The sequence below is a fragment of the Pseudomonas sp. FW305-28 genome, from assembly GCF_017351395.1.
GTDB classification, from domain to species: domain Bacteria; phylum Pseudomonadota; class Gammaproteobacteria; order Pseudomonadales; family Pseudomonadaceae; genus Aquipseudomonas; species Aquipseudomonas fluorescens_AA.
Genome location: NZ_JACNDD010000027.1, coordinates 23,540 through 42,293 on the forward strand (window position 1 = coordinate 23,540; position 18,754 = coordinate 42,293).

At 61.1% G+C, this 18,754-nt stretch carries 11 protein-coding genes; 3 read left to right on the forward strand and 8 right to left on the reverse strand.

Annotated features, from left to right (window positions below; translation table 11 throughout):
• The first annotated feature begins 53 nt into the window (after positions 1 to 53).
• Positions 54 to 617 carry a cytochrome b gene (locus J4E53_RS09015; protein WP_103310031.1) on the forward strand — a complete coding sequence of 188 codons (564 nt, stop codon included), beginning with the start codon at positions 54 to 56 and terminating at the stop codon, positions 615 to 617.
• 200 nt (positions 618 to 817) lie between these two features.
• Here the strand turns inward: J4E53_RS09015 and J4E53_RS09020 are convergent, their stop codons facing one another.
• From J4E53_RS09020 to J4E53_RS09050, 7 genes are all read right to left on the reverse strand, one after another.
• Entirely contained in the window at positions 818 to 4,552 is a 3,735-nt protein-coding gene (locus tag J4E53_RS09020) for a M10 family metallopeptidase C-terminal domain-containing protein (RefSeq protein WP_207268127.1), read from the reverse strand.
• Positions 4,553 to 4,674: 122 nt separating this feature from the next.
• Positions 4,675 to 5,982, reverse strand: coding sequence for a TolC family protein (locus J4E53_RS09025; protein WP_103310047.1), 1,308 nt, complete (start codon positions 5,980 to 5,982; stop codon positions 4,675 to 4,677).
• Position 5,983: 1 nt separating this feature from the next.
• On the reverse strand, positions 5,984 to 7,294 hold the full coding sequence (locus J4E53_RS09030; RefSeq protein ID WP_256587213.1) for an HlyD family type I secretion periplasmic adaptor subunit: 1,311 nt from the start codon (positions 7,292 to 7,294) through the stop codon (positions 5,984 to 5,986).
• A gap of 19 nt (positions 7,295 to 7,313) precedes the next feature.
• Positions 7,314 to 9,029, reverse strand: a complete 1,716-nt coding sequence (locus J4E53_RS09035) for a type I secretion system permease/ATPase (RefSeq protein WP_103310051.1) — start codon at positions 9,027 to 9,029, stop codon at positions 7,314 to 7,316.
• A gap of 231 nt (positions 9,030 to 9,260) precedes the next feature.
• On the reverse strand, positions 9,261 to 10,553 hold the full coding sequence (fabF, locus tag J4E53_RS09040; RefSeq protein ID WP_103310053.1) for a beta-ketoacyl-ACP synthase II: 1,293 nt from the start codon (positions 10,551 to 10,553) through the stop codon (positions 9,261 to 9,263).
• Positions 10,554 to 10,606: 53 nt separating this feature from the next.
• Positions 10,607 to 13,687, reverse strand: a complete 3,081-nt coding sequence (locus J4E53_RS09045) for an efflux RND transporter permease subunit (RefSeq protein WP_103310055.1) — start codon at positions 13,685 to 13,687, stop codon at positions 10,607 to 10,609.
• Positions 13,684 to 14,793 carry an efflux RND transporter periplasmic adaptor subunit gene (locus J4E53_RS09050; protein WP_103310057.1) on the reverse strand — a complete coding sequence of 370 codons (1,110 nt, stop codon included), beginning with the start codon at positions 14,791 to 14,793 and terminating at the stop codon, positions 13,684 to 13,686. Before J4E53_RS09050 ends, J4E53_RS09045 begins: the two co-directional genes overlap by 4 nt.
• Positions 14,794 to 15,012: 219 nt before the next feature.
• Here J4E53_RS09050 and J4E53_RS09055 point away from each other — a divergent pair, with 219 nt between their 5' ends.
• On the forward strand, positions 15,013 to 16,476 hold the full coding sequence (locus J4E53_RS09055; RefSeq protein ID WP_060742509.1) for an efflux transporter outer membrane subunit: 1,464 nt from the start codon (positions 15,013 to 15,015) through the stop codon (positions 16,474 to 16,476).
• A gap of 135 nt (positions 16,477 to 16,611) precedes the next feature.
• A complete protein-coding gene (locus J4E53_RS09060) occupies positions 16,612 to 17,397 on the forward strand; it encodes an SDR family oxidoreductase (protein ID WP_103310059.1) in 786 nt (261 codons plus the stop codon).
• A gap of 56 nt (positions 17,398 to 17,453) precedes the next feature.
• On the opposite strand, the gene J4E53_RS09065 is transcribed toward J4E53_RS09060, so the two are convergent.
• Positions 17,454 to 18,725 carry an OmpP1/FadL family transporter gene (locus J4E53_RS09065; RefSeq protein WP_103310060.1) on the reverse strand — a complete coding sequence of 424 codons (1,272 nt, stop codon included), beginning with the start codon at positions 18,723 to 18,725 and terminating at the stop codon, positions 17,454 to 17,456.
• Positions 18,726 to 18,754 lie beyond the last annotated feature (29 nt).

The window sequence follows — 18,754 nt, forward strand, 5'->3', positions numbered from 1 at the left end:
TGGCCGTTCCAACGTGCTTTTTCGATGCCTTGATGATCGATGGAGAGACCGTGATGAATCCGGTAAATCAAACAACAATTGATCGGTATCCAACCTCCCTGCGAATTTTGCACTGGGTGCGCGCCGTGCTCGTCGCTGGCCTCCTCTGGGCGGGCTGGCACATGACTGGGCTCGATGACGAAGTGGCAAGCAAATATGAGCTCTATTATCCGTGGCACAAATCCTTTGGGGTGCTGGCATTCCTGATAGTCCTGGTCCAGATCGCCCTGCGGGTGAGAGCGGCCAGGCTGCCACAACCGCCAGAGACGCTGGCACGGTATGAGCGGGTTTCGTCAAGACTTGCCCACCGAACCTTGTACGCGCTGCTGGTGATCGTGCCGTTGATGGGCTATTCGATGTCGAGCACCTACACGATGAGCGACGGCGTCTTCTTTTTTGGGGTGAACCTTCCGGAGCTCCTGGGCAAGAATGACGACTGGTTCGTCGTCTTCCAATGGCTGCACAAAGTGCTCGCCTACACCCTGCTCGGCCTGATCCTGGTGCATGTCGCCGGTGCCCTGAAGCATCGGTTTTATGACCGCGACCCTCGAAACGACGTCCTGCGCCGCATGCTGTGACTGGATGGTGGGATATTGCGGCGCTCGACATCGGTACGACGAAAACCCACAAGGGCAAACCCCTGTCGCAAGACGCGGTGCTGTGGGTACAGGCCAGGGACATGAAGTGACCAGGCACTAGCGCAAGCAGCAGGCGCGTGGTGACAACGCGGCACTTGATACAGAAAGGGCCCTGGATTTTCCTCGCAGGGCCCGAGCTATCAAACGATCAGATCGTTGGCGTTGAGGGTATTGACACCCGTCAGCTGGATTTCAAAATCCGCGCCCAGATCACCATTGACGTTGCCGTACAGCACCTGGTCGACGAAGCGCAATTGTCCCGCTGCCGTGAAATCATTCGAATCGATGAAGCTGAACGAGTCGACAAACGTGGTCAGGAGATTGGCATCGAGTTTCGACAGGTCCAACTTGTCGCCCTGCAGGCTATTGAAGTCGGAAATGGAGTCACTGCCAAATCCTTTGCCCAGATCACCCAGCGTGTTGAAAACAAAGCGGTCGGCTCCGTCTCCACCGTGGAGGCTGTCCCCACCCAGGCCGCCGATCAGTGTGTCATTGCCGGCCCCACCGTCCAGGGCGTTATTTCCGGCGTTGCCGATCAGCACGTTGTCCAGTTCGTTACCGATCCCCATGAAGGCGGTACCCGTCAGCGTGAGGTTCTCCAGATTGGCACCCAGGAACCAGCTCACAGACGAGACTACCGTATCGGTTTCGCTGGTCAGTGTGGAGGTTTCCCTGATGACATCCTGAGCGTTGTCGATCACATAGGTGTCGTTGCCAGTGCCGCCAATAAGCGTATCGATGCCACTGCCGCCGTCCAGCGTGTCGTTGCCTGAACCACCGCTCAGCGCGTTGTTGCCGGCATTACCGGTCATCACATTGTTCGAGGCGTTGCCACTGCCGTTGAGGTTGGCGCTGCCGGTCAGCGTGAGATTCTCCAGATTGGCGCCCAGGCTCCAGTTGACCGACGAACGCACGGTGTCGATTTCACCCACCAAGGTGCTGGTTTCGCTGATGACATCCTTGAGGTCGTCGACCGTGTAGATGTCATTGCCCGTACCGCCACTCAAGGTATCGGCACCCGCGCCACCATCGAGGTTATCGTTGCCCGCCCCACCCTGGAGGTTGTTCGCGGAGGCATTGCCTATCAGGCTGTTGCTCAGCTCGTTGCCAATCACGGTGAACGCCCCGGCACCGCTCAGGATGACGCTTTCGACGTTGCGCAGATTGCTGAGGTTCAGGTCGACGACGCTGCTCGACGCGCTTGCGGCGTAAGTGAGGGTCAGGCTGTCGCGGCCCTGATCGACACCCTCTTGGACCAGGGCCAGCTCAGCGACCTGATCCAACGTATAGGCATCATTCCCCGCGCCACCGATCAGCGTGTCCAGCCCGGCGCCACCGTTCAGCACGTTGTTGCCGGCGTTACCGGTCAGCACGTTGTTCAGGGCGTTGCCGGTACCACTGAGCTGGGCAGTGCCGGTCAGGATGAGGTTTTCCAGGTTGGCGCCCAGCGTCCAGTTCACCGAAGCGCGCACGGTATCGATTTCGCTGGCCAGGGTCGAGGCTTCGGTGACGACATCCTTGAGGTTGTCGACCACATAGGTGTCATTGCCGGCACCGCCAATAAGCGTATCGATGCCACTGCCGCCGTCCAGCGTGTCGTTGCCTGAACCACCACTCAGCGCGTTGTTGCCGGCATTGCCGGTCATCACGTTGTTCGAGGCGTTACCACTGCCGTTGAGGTTGGCGCTGCCGATCAGCGTCAGATTCTCCAGATTGGCGCCCAGGCTCCAGTTGACCGATGAACGTACAGTGTCGATTTCACTGCTCAGGAGGGTCGTTTCGTTAACGACGTCCTTGAGGTTGTCGACTACATAAGTGTCGTTGCCGGCACCGCCAATAAGCGTATCGATGCCACTGCCGCCGTCCAGCGTGTCGTTGCCTGAACCACCGCTCAGCGCGTTGTTGCCGGCATTGCCGGTCATCACGTTGCTCGAGGCGTTGCCACTGCCGTTGAGGTTGGCGCTGCCGATCAGCGTGAGGTTCTCCAGATTGGCGCCCAGGCTCCAGTTGACCGCTGAACGCACGGTGTCGATTTCACCCGCCAAGGTACTGGTTTCGCTGATGACATCCTTGAGGTCATCGATCGTGTAGATGTCATTGCCCGTACCGCCACTCAAGGTATCGGCACCCGCGCCACCATCGAGGTTATCGTTGCCCGCTCCACCCTGGAGGTTGTTCGCCGAAGCATTGCCTATCAGGCTGTTGCTCAGCTCGTTGCCAATCACGGTGAACGCCCCGGCGCCGCTCAGAATGACGCTTTCGACGTTGCGCAGATTGCTGAGGTTCAGGTCGACGACGCTGCTCGACGCGCTTGCGGCGTAAGTGAGGGTCAGGCTGTCGCGACCCTGATCGACACCCTCTTGGACCAGGGCCAGCTCAGCGACCTGATCGAGCGTATAGGCGTCATTCCCCGCGCCACCGATCAGCGTATCCAGCCCGGCGCCACCGTTCAGCACGTTGTTGCCGGCGTTACCGGTCAGCACGTTGTTCAGGGCGTTGCCGGTACCACTGAGCTGGGCAGTGCCGGTCAGGATGAGGTTTTCCAGGTTGGCGCCCAGCGTCCAGTTCACCGAAGCGCGCACGGTATCGATTTCGCTGGCCAGGGTCGAGGCTTCGGTGACGACATCCTTGAGGTTGTCGACCACGTAGGTGTCATTGCCGGCACCGCCGATCAGGGTATCGATACCGCTGCCGCCGTCCAGGGTATTGGCACCGGCGTTGCCAGTGATGCGGTTGTTCAACGCGTTGCCCGTGCCATTGAGATTGGCGCTCGCGCTCAGCGTCAGGACCTCGATGTTGGCGCCCAGGGTGTAATCGACCGCAGAGATGACTGTGTCGGTTTCACTGGCCAGGGTGCTGCTTTCCTGGACAACGTCACCGATATTGTCGACGACGTAAGTGTCATTGCCTGCCCCGCCGATCATCGTATCTTTGCCGGCACGACCGTTCAGGACGTTGGCCAGCGCATTACCGATCAGTGTGTCGTCATTGGCCGAGCCGAATGCGTTTTCGATCTTGGCGCCATAGGCGATCGCCAGCCCTTCGTTGAAAGCGGCCTGGGTAGTGAGGTCCGTAAACGCTTGGCCGATTTTGCTGAACTGGCCTTCATTCAGGTTGATGCGGACTGCTTCCAGCTGATTGAAGGCATCAATTGAATCAGTGCCGCCAGCGTCCCAGATAGTCTCGAAAACCGACTGTCCAACAGCCCAGCTATACGAGTTGTTCCCCGTTTGCCACTGAGTGTTCGCACCGTAGAGACTCTGGATGGCAGCGATATCCAGCAACATGGGCGTGGTTGGCTGATAGGAATACGCGGCGTCGTAGCTCATGACCGTATAACGGACATCATCGAACTGGGGGGCAAGCACCGTCGGGTTCGACAGCAACTGGGAAAACGGATGCTTGAGACCCAGCGCGTGACCGATCTCATGGACAAAGACCAGGTAGTCGTAAGTGCCTTTGACAGGACTCGGGTTGTTCGTCACCGGTCCGATCCAGACATCACCGGCGCTGGGGGTTTCATCGGGAAAATAAGCCCAGGCAGCGGTGTCGCCGTCCATATTCTGGTAGCCGCCGAAACGCAGGTCACCCACATTGGTACCGGATTCGCCGACCTGTGTGAACTTGATATTGGCAACCGAACTCCACATGCCGAGCGCACTGACGATACTGTTCTGCTGGGCTGACGTCAGGACGTAGCCGGCCTCATATTCATTGTCACTGCTGTAGTCGGCGGCGAATAATGAACTGTTCGTCATGAAGCTGTACGTCAGGGACGGGGTCCCCCAATAGGTACCGACCAGCAAGCTATCGACTTGTGCGTTGCCGGTCCGAATGGCGGACGAAGTAGAAGAGTAACCAAGTGGACTGGGCATGCGAAGCTTCCTGTAAGCAATCTGCGGCCTTCCAGAATGCGGCCGCTACAAAGGGGTTATTTTGCATTAGAAACACAAAAAGTGATATCACATAGCCACTTTTCAAGCTTTAAATCCACCAACTATGGCGTAACCAGCCATTCATTCGCCCGGCGAATATCCCCATCTCCCAATCGACCGCTCCAGCGATGCAATACCAGTAAACTGGTCACGAACTTGTATTGGGACTGATAGAAATCACGTCGTGCACGAAACTCTTCCTTGATGCTATCCAGCACATCGACGGCATTCTTGACGCCGTAGCCAAAGGCTTTTTCCGTGGCCATGCGTGACTTCTCGGCAGACTCCAGCGCACGCCGTGTTGCCTTGATCCGGCTGAGTTCGGCGCTCATGCCGAGATAAGCCGTGCGGGTTTCCTTGATGACCTGGCGACGCAAGGCTTCCAGCTCTTGCTGGGCGACTTCCTTGTCACTTTCGGAGCTCGATACCCGTGCACGAGTGGAACCGCCGCTGTAGAGCGGCATCTGCAAATCCAGGGAGGCCACGAGGTTGTCCGAGCGAGGCGTCACGGCGCCTTCATAGCCGATATCACTGCGCTGCGCCGTCAAGTTCAGGCCCAGCCGGGGAAGATGCCCTGCCTTGTTTTCAGCGATGGCCGCCTCGGCGGCGAGGACGCTGTGCTCCCGGGCGTGCAACGCCGGGTTGCTGTCGAGTGCCGTCTGCACCCAGTAGTCCTGCGCTTGCGCCGGCAGGCTGAAGGCGGGATTGTCGCCGATGCGCTTGAACCGCTCACTGACATCGCGCCCCACCAGTTCGGAAATCGCTTCACGGCTGACCAGGACCTTGTTGCTGGCTTCGATCTCGTCAGCCTTGAGCGCATCCACCCGTGCCTCGAGATCCAGCGCGTCGGTCACCATCGCCATCTGGCGCGCGTACAAAGCCTTGACCCGCTTGAGGTTACGCTCCGTCGCCTGCAGTTCGCTGCGCACCAGCGACAGCTCGTCTTCCGCGGCAAGCACGGCGAAATAGCGCTCGGACAGATCGATGCTGGCCTGCACCTGGGTATCGGTCGACTCGTAGTCACTCTGCCGGGTCAACTCGATGTACTTCTGGTAACTGCGCCAGACCTGTGGATCGTAGATCACCTGATTGAGCACCACGGCCATGCGCTTGCCGTTGTACTGGATACGGTTCAGGTCGTCGTCGCGACGGCTGCGGTTGACGCTGCCACTGGCGTTGAGCTGCGGCAACAATTGACCGAAGGCCGCCCGCTCCTTGCCCTCGCCGCTTCGGGTCAGGGCTTGTGCCCGCAGGACGCGCGGATCAGCCCCTTGCGCTTCCTGGTGCAATTGCCACAGGTCGACATAAGTGTCGTCAGCGAGGACGCCCAATGGCATGAGTGCCAGGCACAGGGTGATCAGGCGCTTCATCTCAGTCCTCGATCAACGAACGGGCGAACACATTGCTCGCAGGCTGCATCAAGTATTGCAACAGCGTCCGCGCGCCCGTATTGACCAGCACTTCGACCGGCATTCCCGGCACCAGGGTAAGGTTGCCCAGCGTCTGGCGCCCTTTGTCCGTCAGGGCTACGCGTGCCAAGTAATAAGCCGTGCCTGTGTCCTTGTTGATCAGACGGTCAGCGGAAATCTGCACCAGCCGTCCCTCGATGACAGGCGTGGTGCTGCTCTTGAATGCGCTGAAGCGAATGTCCGCCAACTTGCCCAACGCGATGCGGTCGATGTCCATCGGCGACACTTGCGCCTCGACGATCAGTTCCTCGTTGGCCGGAACGATGTCCAGCAGCGCAGTGCCCGGGCTGACCACGGCACCGAGGGTGTGGACGGTCATGCCCATGACCATTCCGGACTCGGGCGCGAGGATATCGGTACGCTGATCGCGGTCCTGCAAAGTGGCCAGTCGCTCGCGCAACTCATACACCTTGGTCCGCGCATCGCCCAGCAGGCCGGCGACTTCGCTGGCGAAGGCCTTTTTCAATTGCAGGATCTTCAGCTTCGCCTCGTCGACATGGACCCGCGCTTGCGCGATCTCGGACTGGCTTTCGGCTATTTCGGTTTGCAGGCGAGCGAGGCTGCGCTCCTGTTCGCGCAGGCGCTGCTTGTCCACGTAGCCTTCGGCAAGCAGTGCCCGCAGATCGACTATTTCGTCTTGATAAGAGGCCGCCAGCATCTGCTTGCTGACGATGATGGCCTTGAATCCGCGAATCTGTTCCTCGATTTGTCCGATGGTCTTCTCTTGCAAACCGATTTCACCCAGCAACGAGGTCCGTCGAGTCTGGAAAATTCGTGCCTCACTGTCCCGGGCCTCTTGCACTCGCGGGTCAGCGGGGTCCAGGGCCGGCACCGCCACTGGCTCGGGCAGCGCGTCACGTTCCGCCTCCAACCGGGCTTGCAACTGGAGCGCGGCGATCAACTGGCTGCGCGTCGTTTCCATTTCCGAACGCGCCTGGGTGTTGTCGAGCACCAGCAACACATCGCCGGTTTTCACCAGGTCCCCGTCGTGCACGCGCAGTTCGCGCACGATGCCACCTTCCAGGTGCTGCACCGTCTTGCGATAACTTTTGACCGTGACCACGCCCGGCGCGAGTGCCGAGCTGTCGAGGGGGGCCAATGCCGCCCAGCCACCGAACAGGCCAAAGGTGACCAGCAGCATGAGGTAGCCGACGCGGCGTATCGGCCTGTCATCGACGGGCAACGCGGTGGATGAGTGCTGACTGTTTTGCATGAAATGGCTCATCCGTTTCCTACGGTTGAATCGCGGCAGCCTGCCGGGTCGTGGGTGTTACATCTCGCAGGCGGGCCAGGACCTGATCCCGCGGCCCGAACAGACTCAGTTCGCCATGATTGAGCACCAGCAGCTTGTCCACCTGCGCCAGCACACCGGATCGATGGGTAATGACAAACACCGTGGCCCTGCTCTGCCTGAGCTTTTGCAGCGCCTCGGCGAGCATCTTTTCTCCGGCATCGTCCAGGTTGGAGTTCGGTTCATCGAGCACCACCAGGCGCGGCTCGCCGTACAAGGCGCGGGCCAGGCCGACTCGTTGTCGCTGGCCGCCGGACAACCCACCGCCATTGGCTCCGATCAAGGTGTCGTAGCCATCGGGCAGTTGCAGAATCAACTCATGCACACCCGCCATGCGCGCGGCGGCGACCACGGCAGGAGCGTTCACCGGGCCGAAGCGGGAGATGTTCTGGCTGATCGTGCCTTCGAAGAGTTCGATGTCCTGGGGCAGATAACCGATGTACTGACCCAACTCCTCCCGACGCCATTGGCTGATGTCGGCCCCGTCCAGGCGCACGGTGCCGACCAGGCTTGGCCAGACGCCCAACAACGCCCTGGCCAGGGTCGACTTCCCGGCACCGCTGGGGCCAATGATGCCCACCACTTCGCCCGCGGCCACCTGGAAATCCACGCCGCGGATAATCGGTTTGCGAACGTCCGGCGATCCCGCCGAAAGACCCTCGACGCGAATCGCTCCTTCGGGTGCCGGCAACGGCATGCGTTCAGGCTCGGCGGCAATCTTGAGCAACAACTCGTGCAGCCGGGCATATTGCGCGCGGGCACCCAGGAAGCCTTTCCATACGCCGATCAACTGATCGATGGGCGCCAACGCACGCCCCAGCAAAATCGAGCCGGCAATCATCAGCCCCGACGAAATCTCGTGATTGATCGTCAAATAGGCACCCAGGCCCAACACCAGCGACTGAACAATCTGCCGGAACGTCCTGGACACCGAGGTGATGGTCGCGGCACGGTCGCTGGCCAGGCTTTGCAGGGCGAGAATCTTATGGGTTCGCCCGCTCCAGTGCTCGCGCAAGCTGGCAAGCATGCCCATGGATTCCACCACTTCGGCATTGCGCAAACTTTTGTTGGTGAACGCAGTGGCCGCCATCTGTTCACGATTGGCAGCCTGCAGCGGCGAGTGGGTGAGCTTTTCGTTGGCAAAGGCCAGCGCGCCCAGTAACACGGCACTCACGATCCCCATCCAGCCGTACCAGGAATGAAACATGAACATGACAGCCAGGTAGATCGGGATCCACGGCGCGTCGAAAAATGCAAACAGGCCGTTGCCCGTCAGGAACTGGCGCAAACCGTTCAGGTCGCTCAAAGGCTGGGCCGTGGCATTCATGCCACTGGTATTGAGCGCCTGCTTGAAACTGGCGTCGAACAGACGCCGGCTCAGCAGCGTGTCCAGTCGAGTACTGATCCGCACCATAATCCGCGAACGGACCCACTCCAAGCCACCCATCGTGATCATCAACAGCAACATGATCAACGTCAGCATCAACAGCGTCGACAGGCTGGCGCTGCCTACCGCGCGGTCATACACCTGCAGCATGTAGAACGAAGGAACCAGCATCAGCAAGTTGACGAAAAAACTGAAAAAACCAACGGAAAGAAAACTACCTTTGCAGACGGCAAGGGCGCCTTCCAGTTCGGTCCTGACGTGGGCTGACATGGTTCATCACCTGAGGTCCGATTCTGGTCAAACCTGAAAAATCACAAGGGCACAGGCGCACGAACGCCTGGAATATCTTTCGGCGAGACACCACTGGAGCGCCCGCACAATCGGATCTACCGCGCTGTATCGGCGCGCCTGTGCGGTTCTTAAGGAAAAATTGAAATTGATGTGACAGGTGATACGCCACGCGGGATGGCCCTGCGTGGCGGGCGACACAAGATCAAATACTCAAGCCTCAGACTCCCAGCGACGAAACAACACGCTGGCATTAACTCCACCGAACCCGAACCCATTGGAAAGCGCATGGGTAATCGGCATCTTCCTGGCCTTCAAGCCAACCAGATCAAGCCCAGCGGCGGCCTCGTCAGGGTGAACCAGGTTCAGGGTCGGCGGCACGATCTGGTCACGCAGCGCCAATACCGTGAAAACGGCTTCAATGCCCCCGGCCGCGCCCAGCAGGTGGCCGGTAGCCGATTTAGTCGAGGTAATCGCCACCCCGGAGTCCGTGCCGAACACCGAACGAATCGCCGCCAGTTCCCCGCTGTCGCCGACCTGGGTAGACGTCGCGTGGGCATTGATATGCTGCACGTCGGCCGGGCTGACAGCGGCCTGGCGCAGCGCCTGTTCCATTGCGCGGCGGGCGCCGTTGCCGTCTTCCGGGCCGGCCGTCAGATGGTAGGCATCGGCGCTGGTGCCATAACCGACCAGCTCCGCCAGGGGTTTGGCCCCACGCGCCAAGGCGTGCTCCAGCGACTCGATCACCAACAACCCCGCGCCTTCGGCCATGACAAAGCCGTCGCGATCACGGTCGAAGGGGCGCGAAGCTTCCTGCGGGCGGTCGGCAAAACCGGTAGAGAGCGCCCTGGCCGCCGCGAAACAACCCAAGGTCACGCGATCGATCGCCGCCTCGGTACCGCCGCAAACGGCAATGTCCGCCTCCCCGCTCCGGATCAGCCGGGCTGCATCGCCGATGGCCTGGACGCCGGCCGCACAGGCGGTTACCGGTGCACCGAGCGGGCCTTTGAGGCCATGCCGGATGGACACGTGGCCGGCCGCCATGTTGGCGAGAAACGCCGGTGCAGAGAACGGTGACAGCCGACGCGGCCCTCGCGAGTCGGTTGTGCGTACGGCATCGGCAATGGCGCCAAACCCACCCACGCCCGATGAAATGATCGTCGCGGTCCGCTCCTGGTCGACGGTTTCGGTCGGATGCCAGCCCGCCTGCTCCAGGGCCTCATGGGCGGCCACCAGCGCAAACTCGATGAAGCGATCCATTTTCTTGCGATCTTTGGGCGCGATAAAGCGTTCCGGGTCATAACCGGCAACGGCATCCTCTTCCAGAGACGGCACCTGACCGCCGACCCCGACACCGGTACCCTCGGTGAACGCCTCGGGCAGGCTACGGATGCCGGAACGCCCAGCCAGCAGCCGCTGCCAGACTTGCTCCACGCCACAACCCAGCGGACCGACGACGCCGACGCCCGTGACTACGATGCGTGTTTGACCTGCTGCAGTACTCATGGAAACCTCTTCAGTTCTTTATACGCTCACTGGAGCGGTACGCGATTAATCGCTTATGCCAGGGTTGCTGTTTCAGTTAGAACGGTATTGACCGGACGGATTTTGAACCAGATGGCATACATCGCCGGCAGGAACACCAGCGTTATGATAGTGCCGACGAAAGTTCCGCCAATCAGGGTGTAGGCCAGCGTTCCCCAGAAAACGGAATGGGTCAGCGGGATAAACGCCAGGATCGCCGCCAGCGCCGTCAGCAGCACCGGACGAGCCCGCTGCACCGTGGCTTCGATGACCGCGTGGAACGGGTCCAGCCCCTCCTTTGCGTTGTGATGGATCTGTCCGATCAGGATCAGCGTATTGCGCATCAGGATGCCCGACAGCGCGATCAGCCCCACCAGGGCGTTGATACCAAATGGCTGATGGAAAATCAGCAGCGTCGGCACCACGCCGATCAACCCCAGCGGCGCAGTGAAGAACACCATGATCATGGCCGAGATCGAGCGCACCTGGACGATGATGATCAGCAACGTCAGGGCGATCATGATTGGCAGCAGCGGCACGATGGCCTGGCCGGCTTTGCCGGACTCCTCGATGGCCCCTGCCTGCTCGATCCGGTAGCCGCCGGGCAGCGTATCGATGATCGGTTGCAGTTGCTTGATAATCACACTCGACACATCCGGCGGTTGCAGGCCTTCGGCAATGTCGCCGCGCACGGTAATGGTCGGGGTCCGGTCACGGCGACGCAGGATCGGATCCTCCATGCGCACGTCCACTTCGCCAACCTGGGACAACGGAATACGCTGCCCCGCCGCACCCACCAGGGTAAAACCCTCGATCCGCGCCGGGTCGAGGCGGATATCCCCGGCAGCGCGTCCCACCACCTGCACCGAACGAATATCCTCGCGAACCGCCGTGATCGGCACCCCGGCCAGCAGGAATTGCAGTTGCTCGGCGACAGCACTGGACGTCAGCCCAACCGCCTGCAAGCGATCCTGATCCAGATTGAAATGCAGCGTCGGCGTCAGTGGGCCCCAATCGGTATTGACGGTCCTCATCATCGGGTTGGCTTGCATGACATCTTGGACGCGGCTTGCGATCTCCCGCAGTTTCGACGGGTCAGGTCCCATCACCCGGTAGGCCACGGGAAAGGGTGAGTACGGACCAAAGACAATTTGCGTCGCCCTGACCCGGGCCTCCGGGGCCAGCCCTTCAGCGACCGCTTCGCGCAGGCGGAACTTGAGGGTTTCCCGTGCTTCCTGGTTGTCTGTCAGCACCACGATCTTGGCGAACGATGGGTCAGGCAGTTCCGGCGCGATCGCCAGGAAAAAGCGCGGTGCACCCTGCCCTATATAAGCCGTGACGATTTTGGCTTGCTCCTGTTTCTGCAGCCACGCCTCAACCTTGACGGTGGCGGCGCTGGTCTGCTCGATGGAGGTGCCATAAGGCATTTGTACTTCGATCATGACCTCGGGACGGTCCGACGTCGGGAAGAACTGCTTCTTGACCTGGCCCATGCCCAGGATGGCGACCGCAAACAGTGTGATGACGGTGCCGGCCACCAGCCATTTGCGGGCGATCACCCGCGTCAGGATTCGCCGGAAGCGGTTGTAGCGTGGGGTGTCGTAGATGGCCGCCTGGCCGCCTTCGACCTTCTTGATGTCCGGCAACATCTTCACCCCCAGGTAGGGAGTGAACGCTACTGCGACCACCCAGGAGGCGATCAGGGCAATGCCGACGATCCAGAACATGTTGCTGGTGTATTCGCCAGCGGTGGACTGGGCGAAGCCGTTGGGCATGAAGCCGATCGCCGTCACCAGCGTACCGGAGAGCATCGGTGCGGCCGTGTGGCTCCAGGCGTACGCGGAGGCCTTGATCCGGTCGTAGCCCTCCTCCATCTTCACCACCATCATTTCGATCGCGATGATGGCGTCATCCACCAGCAGCCCGAGGGCCAGAATCAGCGAGCCCAGAGTGATCCGGTCGAAGTTCTTGCCGGTGGCCGCCATCACCACAAACACGATGGCCAGGGTCAAGGGTACTGCCGCCGCGACCACGATACCGACGTGCCAGCCCATACTGATGAAGCAGACCACCATCACCACCAGCAAGGCAACGAAGAACTTGACCATGAATTCGTCGACCGCCGAGTTGATGTTCACCGCCTGATCGGTCACCTTGGTCAGCGTCATGCCCAGCGGCATGTCTTCATTGATCCTGCTCGTCTCGGCATCGAGCGCCTTGCCCAGATCGAGGCCGTTCCAACCCTCGCGCATGATCACGCCCAGCAACAACGCCTCTTCGCCGTTGTTGCGCACCAGGAAGGTGGCCGGGTCTTCATAGCCACGCTCAACCGTCGCCACGTCCGAGAGTTTCAACGTGCGCCCCTGGATGGCCAGCGGCGTGTCGCGGATTTTCTCCAAGGTATCGAAGGCGCCCTCCACCCGCAGGAAAACCTGCGGCCCCTTGGTTTCGATGGAGCCGGCGGGCGTCAGTACGTTCTGGCTGTTCAGTGCAGCGAAGATGTCCTGGGGAGAGACCCCCAAGGTCGCCAGCCGGTCATGGGAGAAGGAAATGAAAATGCGCTCGGCCTGTTCGCCGATGATGTTGACCTTCTTCACCCCCGCCACATGCAACAGGCGCTGGCGCAGAACCTCGGCATCACGCACCAGCAGGCGCTGCGGCTCGCCCTTGGCCTTGAGGGCGAAAAGCGCGAACGTCACATCCGAGTACTCGTCGTTGACCAGGGGGCCGATCACACCCGCCGGCAACTTGGTGGCTTCGTCGTCGAGCTTCTTGCGCGCCTGGTAGAACTCTTCCTGCACCTGTGAAGGCGGCGTGCGGTCGAGCAGCGAGACCATGGTGAAAGCCAGGCCAGGTCGGGTGTAGGTTTCCGAGCGGTCGTACCATTTCAATTCCTGCAGGCGTTTTTCCAGCGGTTCGGCAACCTGGTCCTGCATCTCCTGCGCCGTCGCGCCCGGCCATGCAGTAATGACGGTCAGTTGCTTGACCGTGAACGGCGGATCCTCCGCACGGCCCAGCTTGAAGAACGCCAGGGTCCCGGCGACAGCGATCAGGAAAATCAGAAATACCGTGATGGCGCGCTCGCGCACGGCGAGCGCCGAAAGATTGAAGCTCATTGGCGGGTCCCCGCGACCTTCACATCGCCCTGTGCAAGCAGCCGGACGGGCTCGCCTTCACGCAGCAGATGCGCACCCAGGCCGACAATGCGCTCACCGACCTCGAGACGGCCTGCAACGCGCGCCGCATCGTCGCTCAAGCCCAGGACCTGGACCGGACGCCAAGTCACTTTTGCCGGCTCGCCGTCGATGACCCACACGCCAGTGCCATTGCCGGGGTCGTACAGCGCCGCAATCGGCACCTGCAGCACCTGCCCCTGGGCCGCGCCCTCGGCGATACGCAGTGTGACGGTCGAGCCCAGCGGTGCATTAGCCAGGGCGCCCTCCAGGACATAACGTGCTTCAAAGGTACGGGTCACCCGGTCAGCCGAATCGGAAAGCAACCTGAGCCTGGCGGCGACCGCCCCGCTGGTATTGCCATACAACGTCGCCTGGGCGTTGGACCCGACGGCTGGCCGCAGGGTCTCGGGCAGTTGCACGACGGCTTCGCGCTGCCCGGCTCGCGCCAGTCGGACCACCGGTTGACCCGGACTGACGACCTGCCCCGGCTCGGCGAGCGTTTCCATCACCACGCCATCGGCGTCGGCGAGAAGCACCGCATAGCCGGACGCATTGCGGGCCACGTCGGCTTGCGCCTCGGCGGCGCTGAGCTGCGCCTTCGCGGTATCGGCGGCGGCTTTGATCTGGTCATAACCCGACGCCGAAATCGCCCCGGCGGCCACCAGCTCGCGATATCGAGCTTCATCGTCAGCAGTCTGCTTGGCCCGGGCGCGTGCGGCCGTGACAGCTTCCTGCTGGGCTCGCGCCTGCAAGCCCAGATCGATGGGGTCCAGACGCATCAGCGGCTGGCCCTTCTTGACGGTCTGACCGGCATCCACCAACCGCTCCAGGACCTTGCCTGACACACGAAAGCCCAGGTCGCTCTGGACGCGAGCCGCCACGACGCCGGTGAAGGAACGCGCGCCGGCGGAGGAACCCTGTACTTGCGCAACCCTCACCAGAGGAGCAAGCGTGCGCGGATCGGTGGCAGTGGATGAGTCACCACACGCCGTGAGGACGAGAGGCAACAAGCAAGCGGCAAGGGTGACAGGTCGGAGCCGGAGCATAGGTTCCCTTTACTGAACAGAGGACTGGGGGACTCATTCTTGCGCTCGTGACCAATACTGTCAATGGTCACATATCATCAGGCAATTTCTGAATAGCCATTTTTTATAGATAACCCGCAAATACTACACCTTAAGTCCGAAGACCCACTTCCATCACCAATTGACAGGGTGTGACCATCATATAATATGGTCACAAATGTCGACCCCAAGGAAACGTCAATGCCACCCCTGCGCCCTCTTGCTTTTTTAGTAAGCGCCAGCTTGATGACCGGCTGCGCGGTCGGTCCCGACTATCAGCGTCCCGATGCCACGCTTTCGGATCGTTTCCTGGGCCAGTCTTCTGTCGAACAAAGGACCGGCACAGCGCGGACCCGTCTCACAACCTGGTGGGAGGGGTTTGGCGACCCGGTGCTGACCGATTTCATCACCAGGGCGCTGGAGCAGAACCTCGACCTTGCCCAGGCGTCAGCGCGCGTTGTCCAGGCACGGGCGGGTCTGGGCGCCGCGAACGCCGCCTTGCTGCCGTCGGGAAATATCAGCGGCCAGGCCGCACGGGCCTATCAATCCGTCGAGACGCCGCTGGGCCAGGTACTCGATTCAAACCCCGGTTATGATCGATATGGAAATACCTACTCGATGGACCTGGGCGCGAGCTGGGAACTGGATGTCTTTGGTGGCCTGCGACGCGGACGCGAAGCTGCATTGGCCGAGTACCAGGCCTCCGAGGCCGGGGCCGCGGCCACGAGGCTGGCCGTCGCCGCGCAGACCGCTGACATCTACATCACCCTGCGCGGCTTGCAAGCGCGGCTGGGCATTGCGAACCACCAGGTCAAGACCCAGCAGGACCTGCTGGAAAAAGTCCAACTGCTCTACAGCAAAGGCCTCGCCGCCAGCTATCAGGTCCGCCAGACCGAAGGCGCGCTTGCCCAGGTCCAGGCAACGGTACCGGTCCTGCAAACCGGGCTGGATGCCGCCATGAATGCACTGGATGTCATGCTCGGCACGCCGCCAGGCACCCACCGCCCGCAACTGACCGAGACGGGTAGCATCCCCCTGCCCCCACAAATCAGCGAGATGGGTACACCGGCTGATCTGCTGCGCCGCCGGCCGGACCTCATTGTCGCCGAGCGCCGTCTCGCCGCCTCCAATGCCCGCATCGGTGAAGCCGTCGCCGAGTACTATCCAAAATTCTCCCTCAGCGCGTTGCTCGGCAGCGCCACTACGGTCTCTGCCGGGCACCTTTTCTCCGGCGGCGCCAGCCAGGCGTCGGGGGCGCTGGGACTGCGCTGGAGGCTGTTCGATTTTGGCCGGATCAACGCCCAGATCGACCAGGCCAAGGGACAGGAAGCCGAGGCGCTCGCCGCTTACCGCCAGTCCGCGCTGCGCGCCACCGAGGATGTCGAGAACGCGCTCTCCGCCTTGGTCAACCGAGAAGCCCAGGCCACCACGCTCACCGCAGGCGAAGCCTCATTGAACGAGGCACGTCGATCATCCTTTATCGCCTATCAGAAAGGCACGGCCAGCCTGATCGATGTCCTCAACGCCGACGAAACGCTGCTCCAGGCATCCGATGCCCGGGCACAAGCACGGACGGAATCGGCACGGGCGGCGGTCGCGGCATTCAGGGCGCTCGGTGGCGGCTGGCAAGCGCCGCAGCCACAACAGCCTATCGCGAGCCGATGACTCGACATGAACACCAGGCCGTCATCGCGAGCAAGCTCGCTCCCACAGGGTTAGCGCTCACTCCCTGTGGGAGCGAGCTTGCTCGCGATCAGGCAAACACCGCTTTTTCAATCTTTACCACCGGAGTCCAGCCATATGAAAAGCAACGAGAATTCCTGGGTGCTCATCACGGGCGCTTCAAGCGGCTTTGGCGAGGAGTTCGCCCGGCAATACGCAGCGCAGGGAAAATCCCTCGTTCTGGTAGCCCGCAGGCTGGACAAACTGGAAGCACTGTCAAAAGAACTGCGTGAGCGTTTCGGCACCGAGGTGATCAACGAACAAGTCGACCTGTCTTCGATTCCTGCAGTCATCGAACTGCACAAGCGGCTGGTTCAACGAGGTATTGCGGTCGATGTGCTCATCAACAACGCCGGCCATGGATTGCAGGGCCCGTTCCTGGACCACGCCATTGACCAATCCCTGGCCATGATCAATCTGGATATCGCCAGCCTGACCACCATGACTCGCCTCTTTGCCCAGGACATGCGCATCCGCCGCCGCGGCCAAATTTTGCAGGTCGCCAGCTTGCTTTCCTATCAAGGCGTGAAAAATTTCGCGGTCTATTCAGCGGCCAAGGCCTACGTGCTGCGCTTCTCCGAAGCACTGCACCAGGAACTCAAGGGCGACGGTGTCGTCGTGACCGCGCTGTGCCCAGGCATGTCGGATACCGGATTTGCGCAGAGCGCCAACCAGACCCTCACGCCAGCGCTGAAAATGGTGATGATGCAACCTGAGCCAGTGGTTCGCGCAGGCATCCGCGCCCTGCAAGCCGGGCGCATGAGTGTGGTACCCGGCTTCGGCAACAAGGCGCTCACGGTGCTGACCTGGGCCACGCCCCGCCGATTTCACCAGCGTCTCATGGCGAATGTCATGGGGGCATGAATCGATGCGGCGAAGGACCGGGAGCTGCAAGGGCTCCCGGCACACGCCCTATTGCGTTAGAAGCGATAGCTGACTGAAGTACCAAAACCGCTGGCACTGTTCCGGTATTTGGAACTGTATGCGCCACGGGTCGACGAGGTTTCGTTGATGCGCACGCTCTCTTCCTGCAAGTAAGAGTAAGCCACGTCGATCGTCACCTCTTCCACTGGCGTCCAGCCGGCACCGAAGCTGAGTACCGTGCGGTCGCCGGTTGGTATCCGAGGCCCACGGTTGGTGTTGTTGGCGGGCGACTGGTCGACCGACAAGCCCGCGCGCAGGACCCATTGATCGTTGAGCTTATACGCGGCACCGATGGCATGGGCCCAGGTGTCATGCCAGTTCTGTTCTTCGCTGACGGTGCTCAACGCGCCGCTCAGCAGCGCAGGCAGGCCGGAGTTCTCGATGGTCAACTCCTTGAAGCGGCTCCAGCGCGTCCAGGTACTTCCCAGGTACATCGTCCAGTCGTCATTGAGCTGATGAGTGAGCGAGATGTCCACGGACTCCGGAGTATCCACGTCCAACGACGCGTCATAGCTGCGGCCACTTACCCCCAACACGCTGAAAATGCCGCCGGTGAGCTTGGACTTGGCGTCCAGGTGGTAACTGACCTTGGAGTGGTAAGTCAGCCCCAGGCGAGTCTGGTCCGTTGCCTGCACCAGGATGCCGGCGTTGAAGCCGAGCGCCGTATCGTCGCCATTGCTCTTGAGCTTGCCATCGTTACTGCCGGGGCTGAGGGGATTGGGCACCATCCCGGAGATCTCACCGCTGATACGGTTGATGGTCGGACCAAACCCGATCGACACCTTGTCGTTGAAGGCATAGCTGACGGTAGGCTGGAAGGTCAGCGTCGTCACTTCGCTTTTGTTGCCGTAATAACGCCCGGCAAAGTCGCTGCCGTAATCGGTGATCAAACCAAATGGCACATAAAAACCAACGCCGACAGCCCAATGCTCATCCACCGGCTTGACGTAGTAACCCATCGGCACCGTGGTGGTCGGCACCATGTCACCGTCCTCTTGGCCACCGAAAGTGCTGCGAGTCTGGCTGATATCGCTCTGGGTAAACAGCGTCGCAGCGCCCAGGCTGACCTGCTCTTTTTTCAAGCGAGACATGCCCGCCGGGTTGCCGAAGACAGTACTGGCATCTTCAGCGGAAGAGGACCGCCCGGCAAAACCCGAGCCCATCCCACTGATGCTTTGTTCGTTCAGCGCAAAGCCGCTGGCAAATACTTGGGACGTTGCAAGCGCAACGGCGAGACTCATGGGGGTCTTGAGCAAGATTCTTTTCATTATTAGGACTCTAGGAACAATTGCTGGGG

Bases quoted from the DNA above. Each gene is read 5' to 3' on its own strand.
- J4E53_RS09015 (WP_103310031.1), top strand. From the start codon at position 54: ATGAATCCGGTAAATCAAACAACAATTGATCGGTATCCAACCTCCCTG.
- J4E53_RS09020 (WP_207268127.1), bottom strand. From the start codon at position 4,552: ATGCCCAGTCCACTTGGTTACTCTTCTACTTCGTCCGCCATTCGGACC.
- J4E53_RS09025 (WP_103310047.1), bottom strand. From the start codon at position 5,982: ATGAAGCGCCTGATCACCCTGTGCCTGGCACTCATGCCATTGGGCGTC.
- J4E53_RS09030 (WP_256587213.1), bottom strand. From the start codon at position 7,294: ATGCAAAACAGTCAGCACTCATCCACCGCGTTGCCCGTCGATGACAGG.
- J4E53_RS09035 (WP_103310051.1), bottom strand. From the start codon at position 9,029: ATGTCAGCCCACGTCAGGACCGAACTGGAAGGCGCCCTTGCCGTCTGC.
- fabF (WP_103310053.1), bottom strand. From the start codon at position 10,553: ATGAGTACTGCAGCAGGTCAAACACGCATCGTAGTCACGGGCGTCGGC.
- J4E53_RS09045 (WP_103310055.1), bottom strand. From the start codon at position 13,687: ATGAGCTTCAATCTTTCGGCGCTCGCCGTGCGCGAGCGCGCCATCACG.
- J4E53_RS09050 (WP_103310057.1), bottom strand. From the start codon at position 14,793: ATGCTCCGGCTCCGACCTGTCACCCTTGCCGCTTGCTTGTTGCCTCTC.
- J4E53_RS09055 (WP_060742509.1), top strand. From the start codon at position 15,013: ATGCCACCCCTGCGCCCTCTTGCTTTTTTAGTAAGCGCCAGCTTGATG.
- J4E53_RS09060 (WP_103310059.1), top strand. From the start codon at position 16,612: ATGAAAAGCAACGAGAATTCCTGGGTGCTCATCACGGGCGCTTCAAGC.
- J4E53_RS09065 (WP_103310060.1), bottom strand. From the start codon at position 18,725: ATGAAAAGAATCTTGCTCAAGACCCCCATGAGTCTCGCCGTTGCGCTT.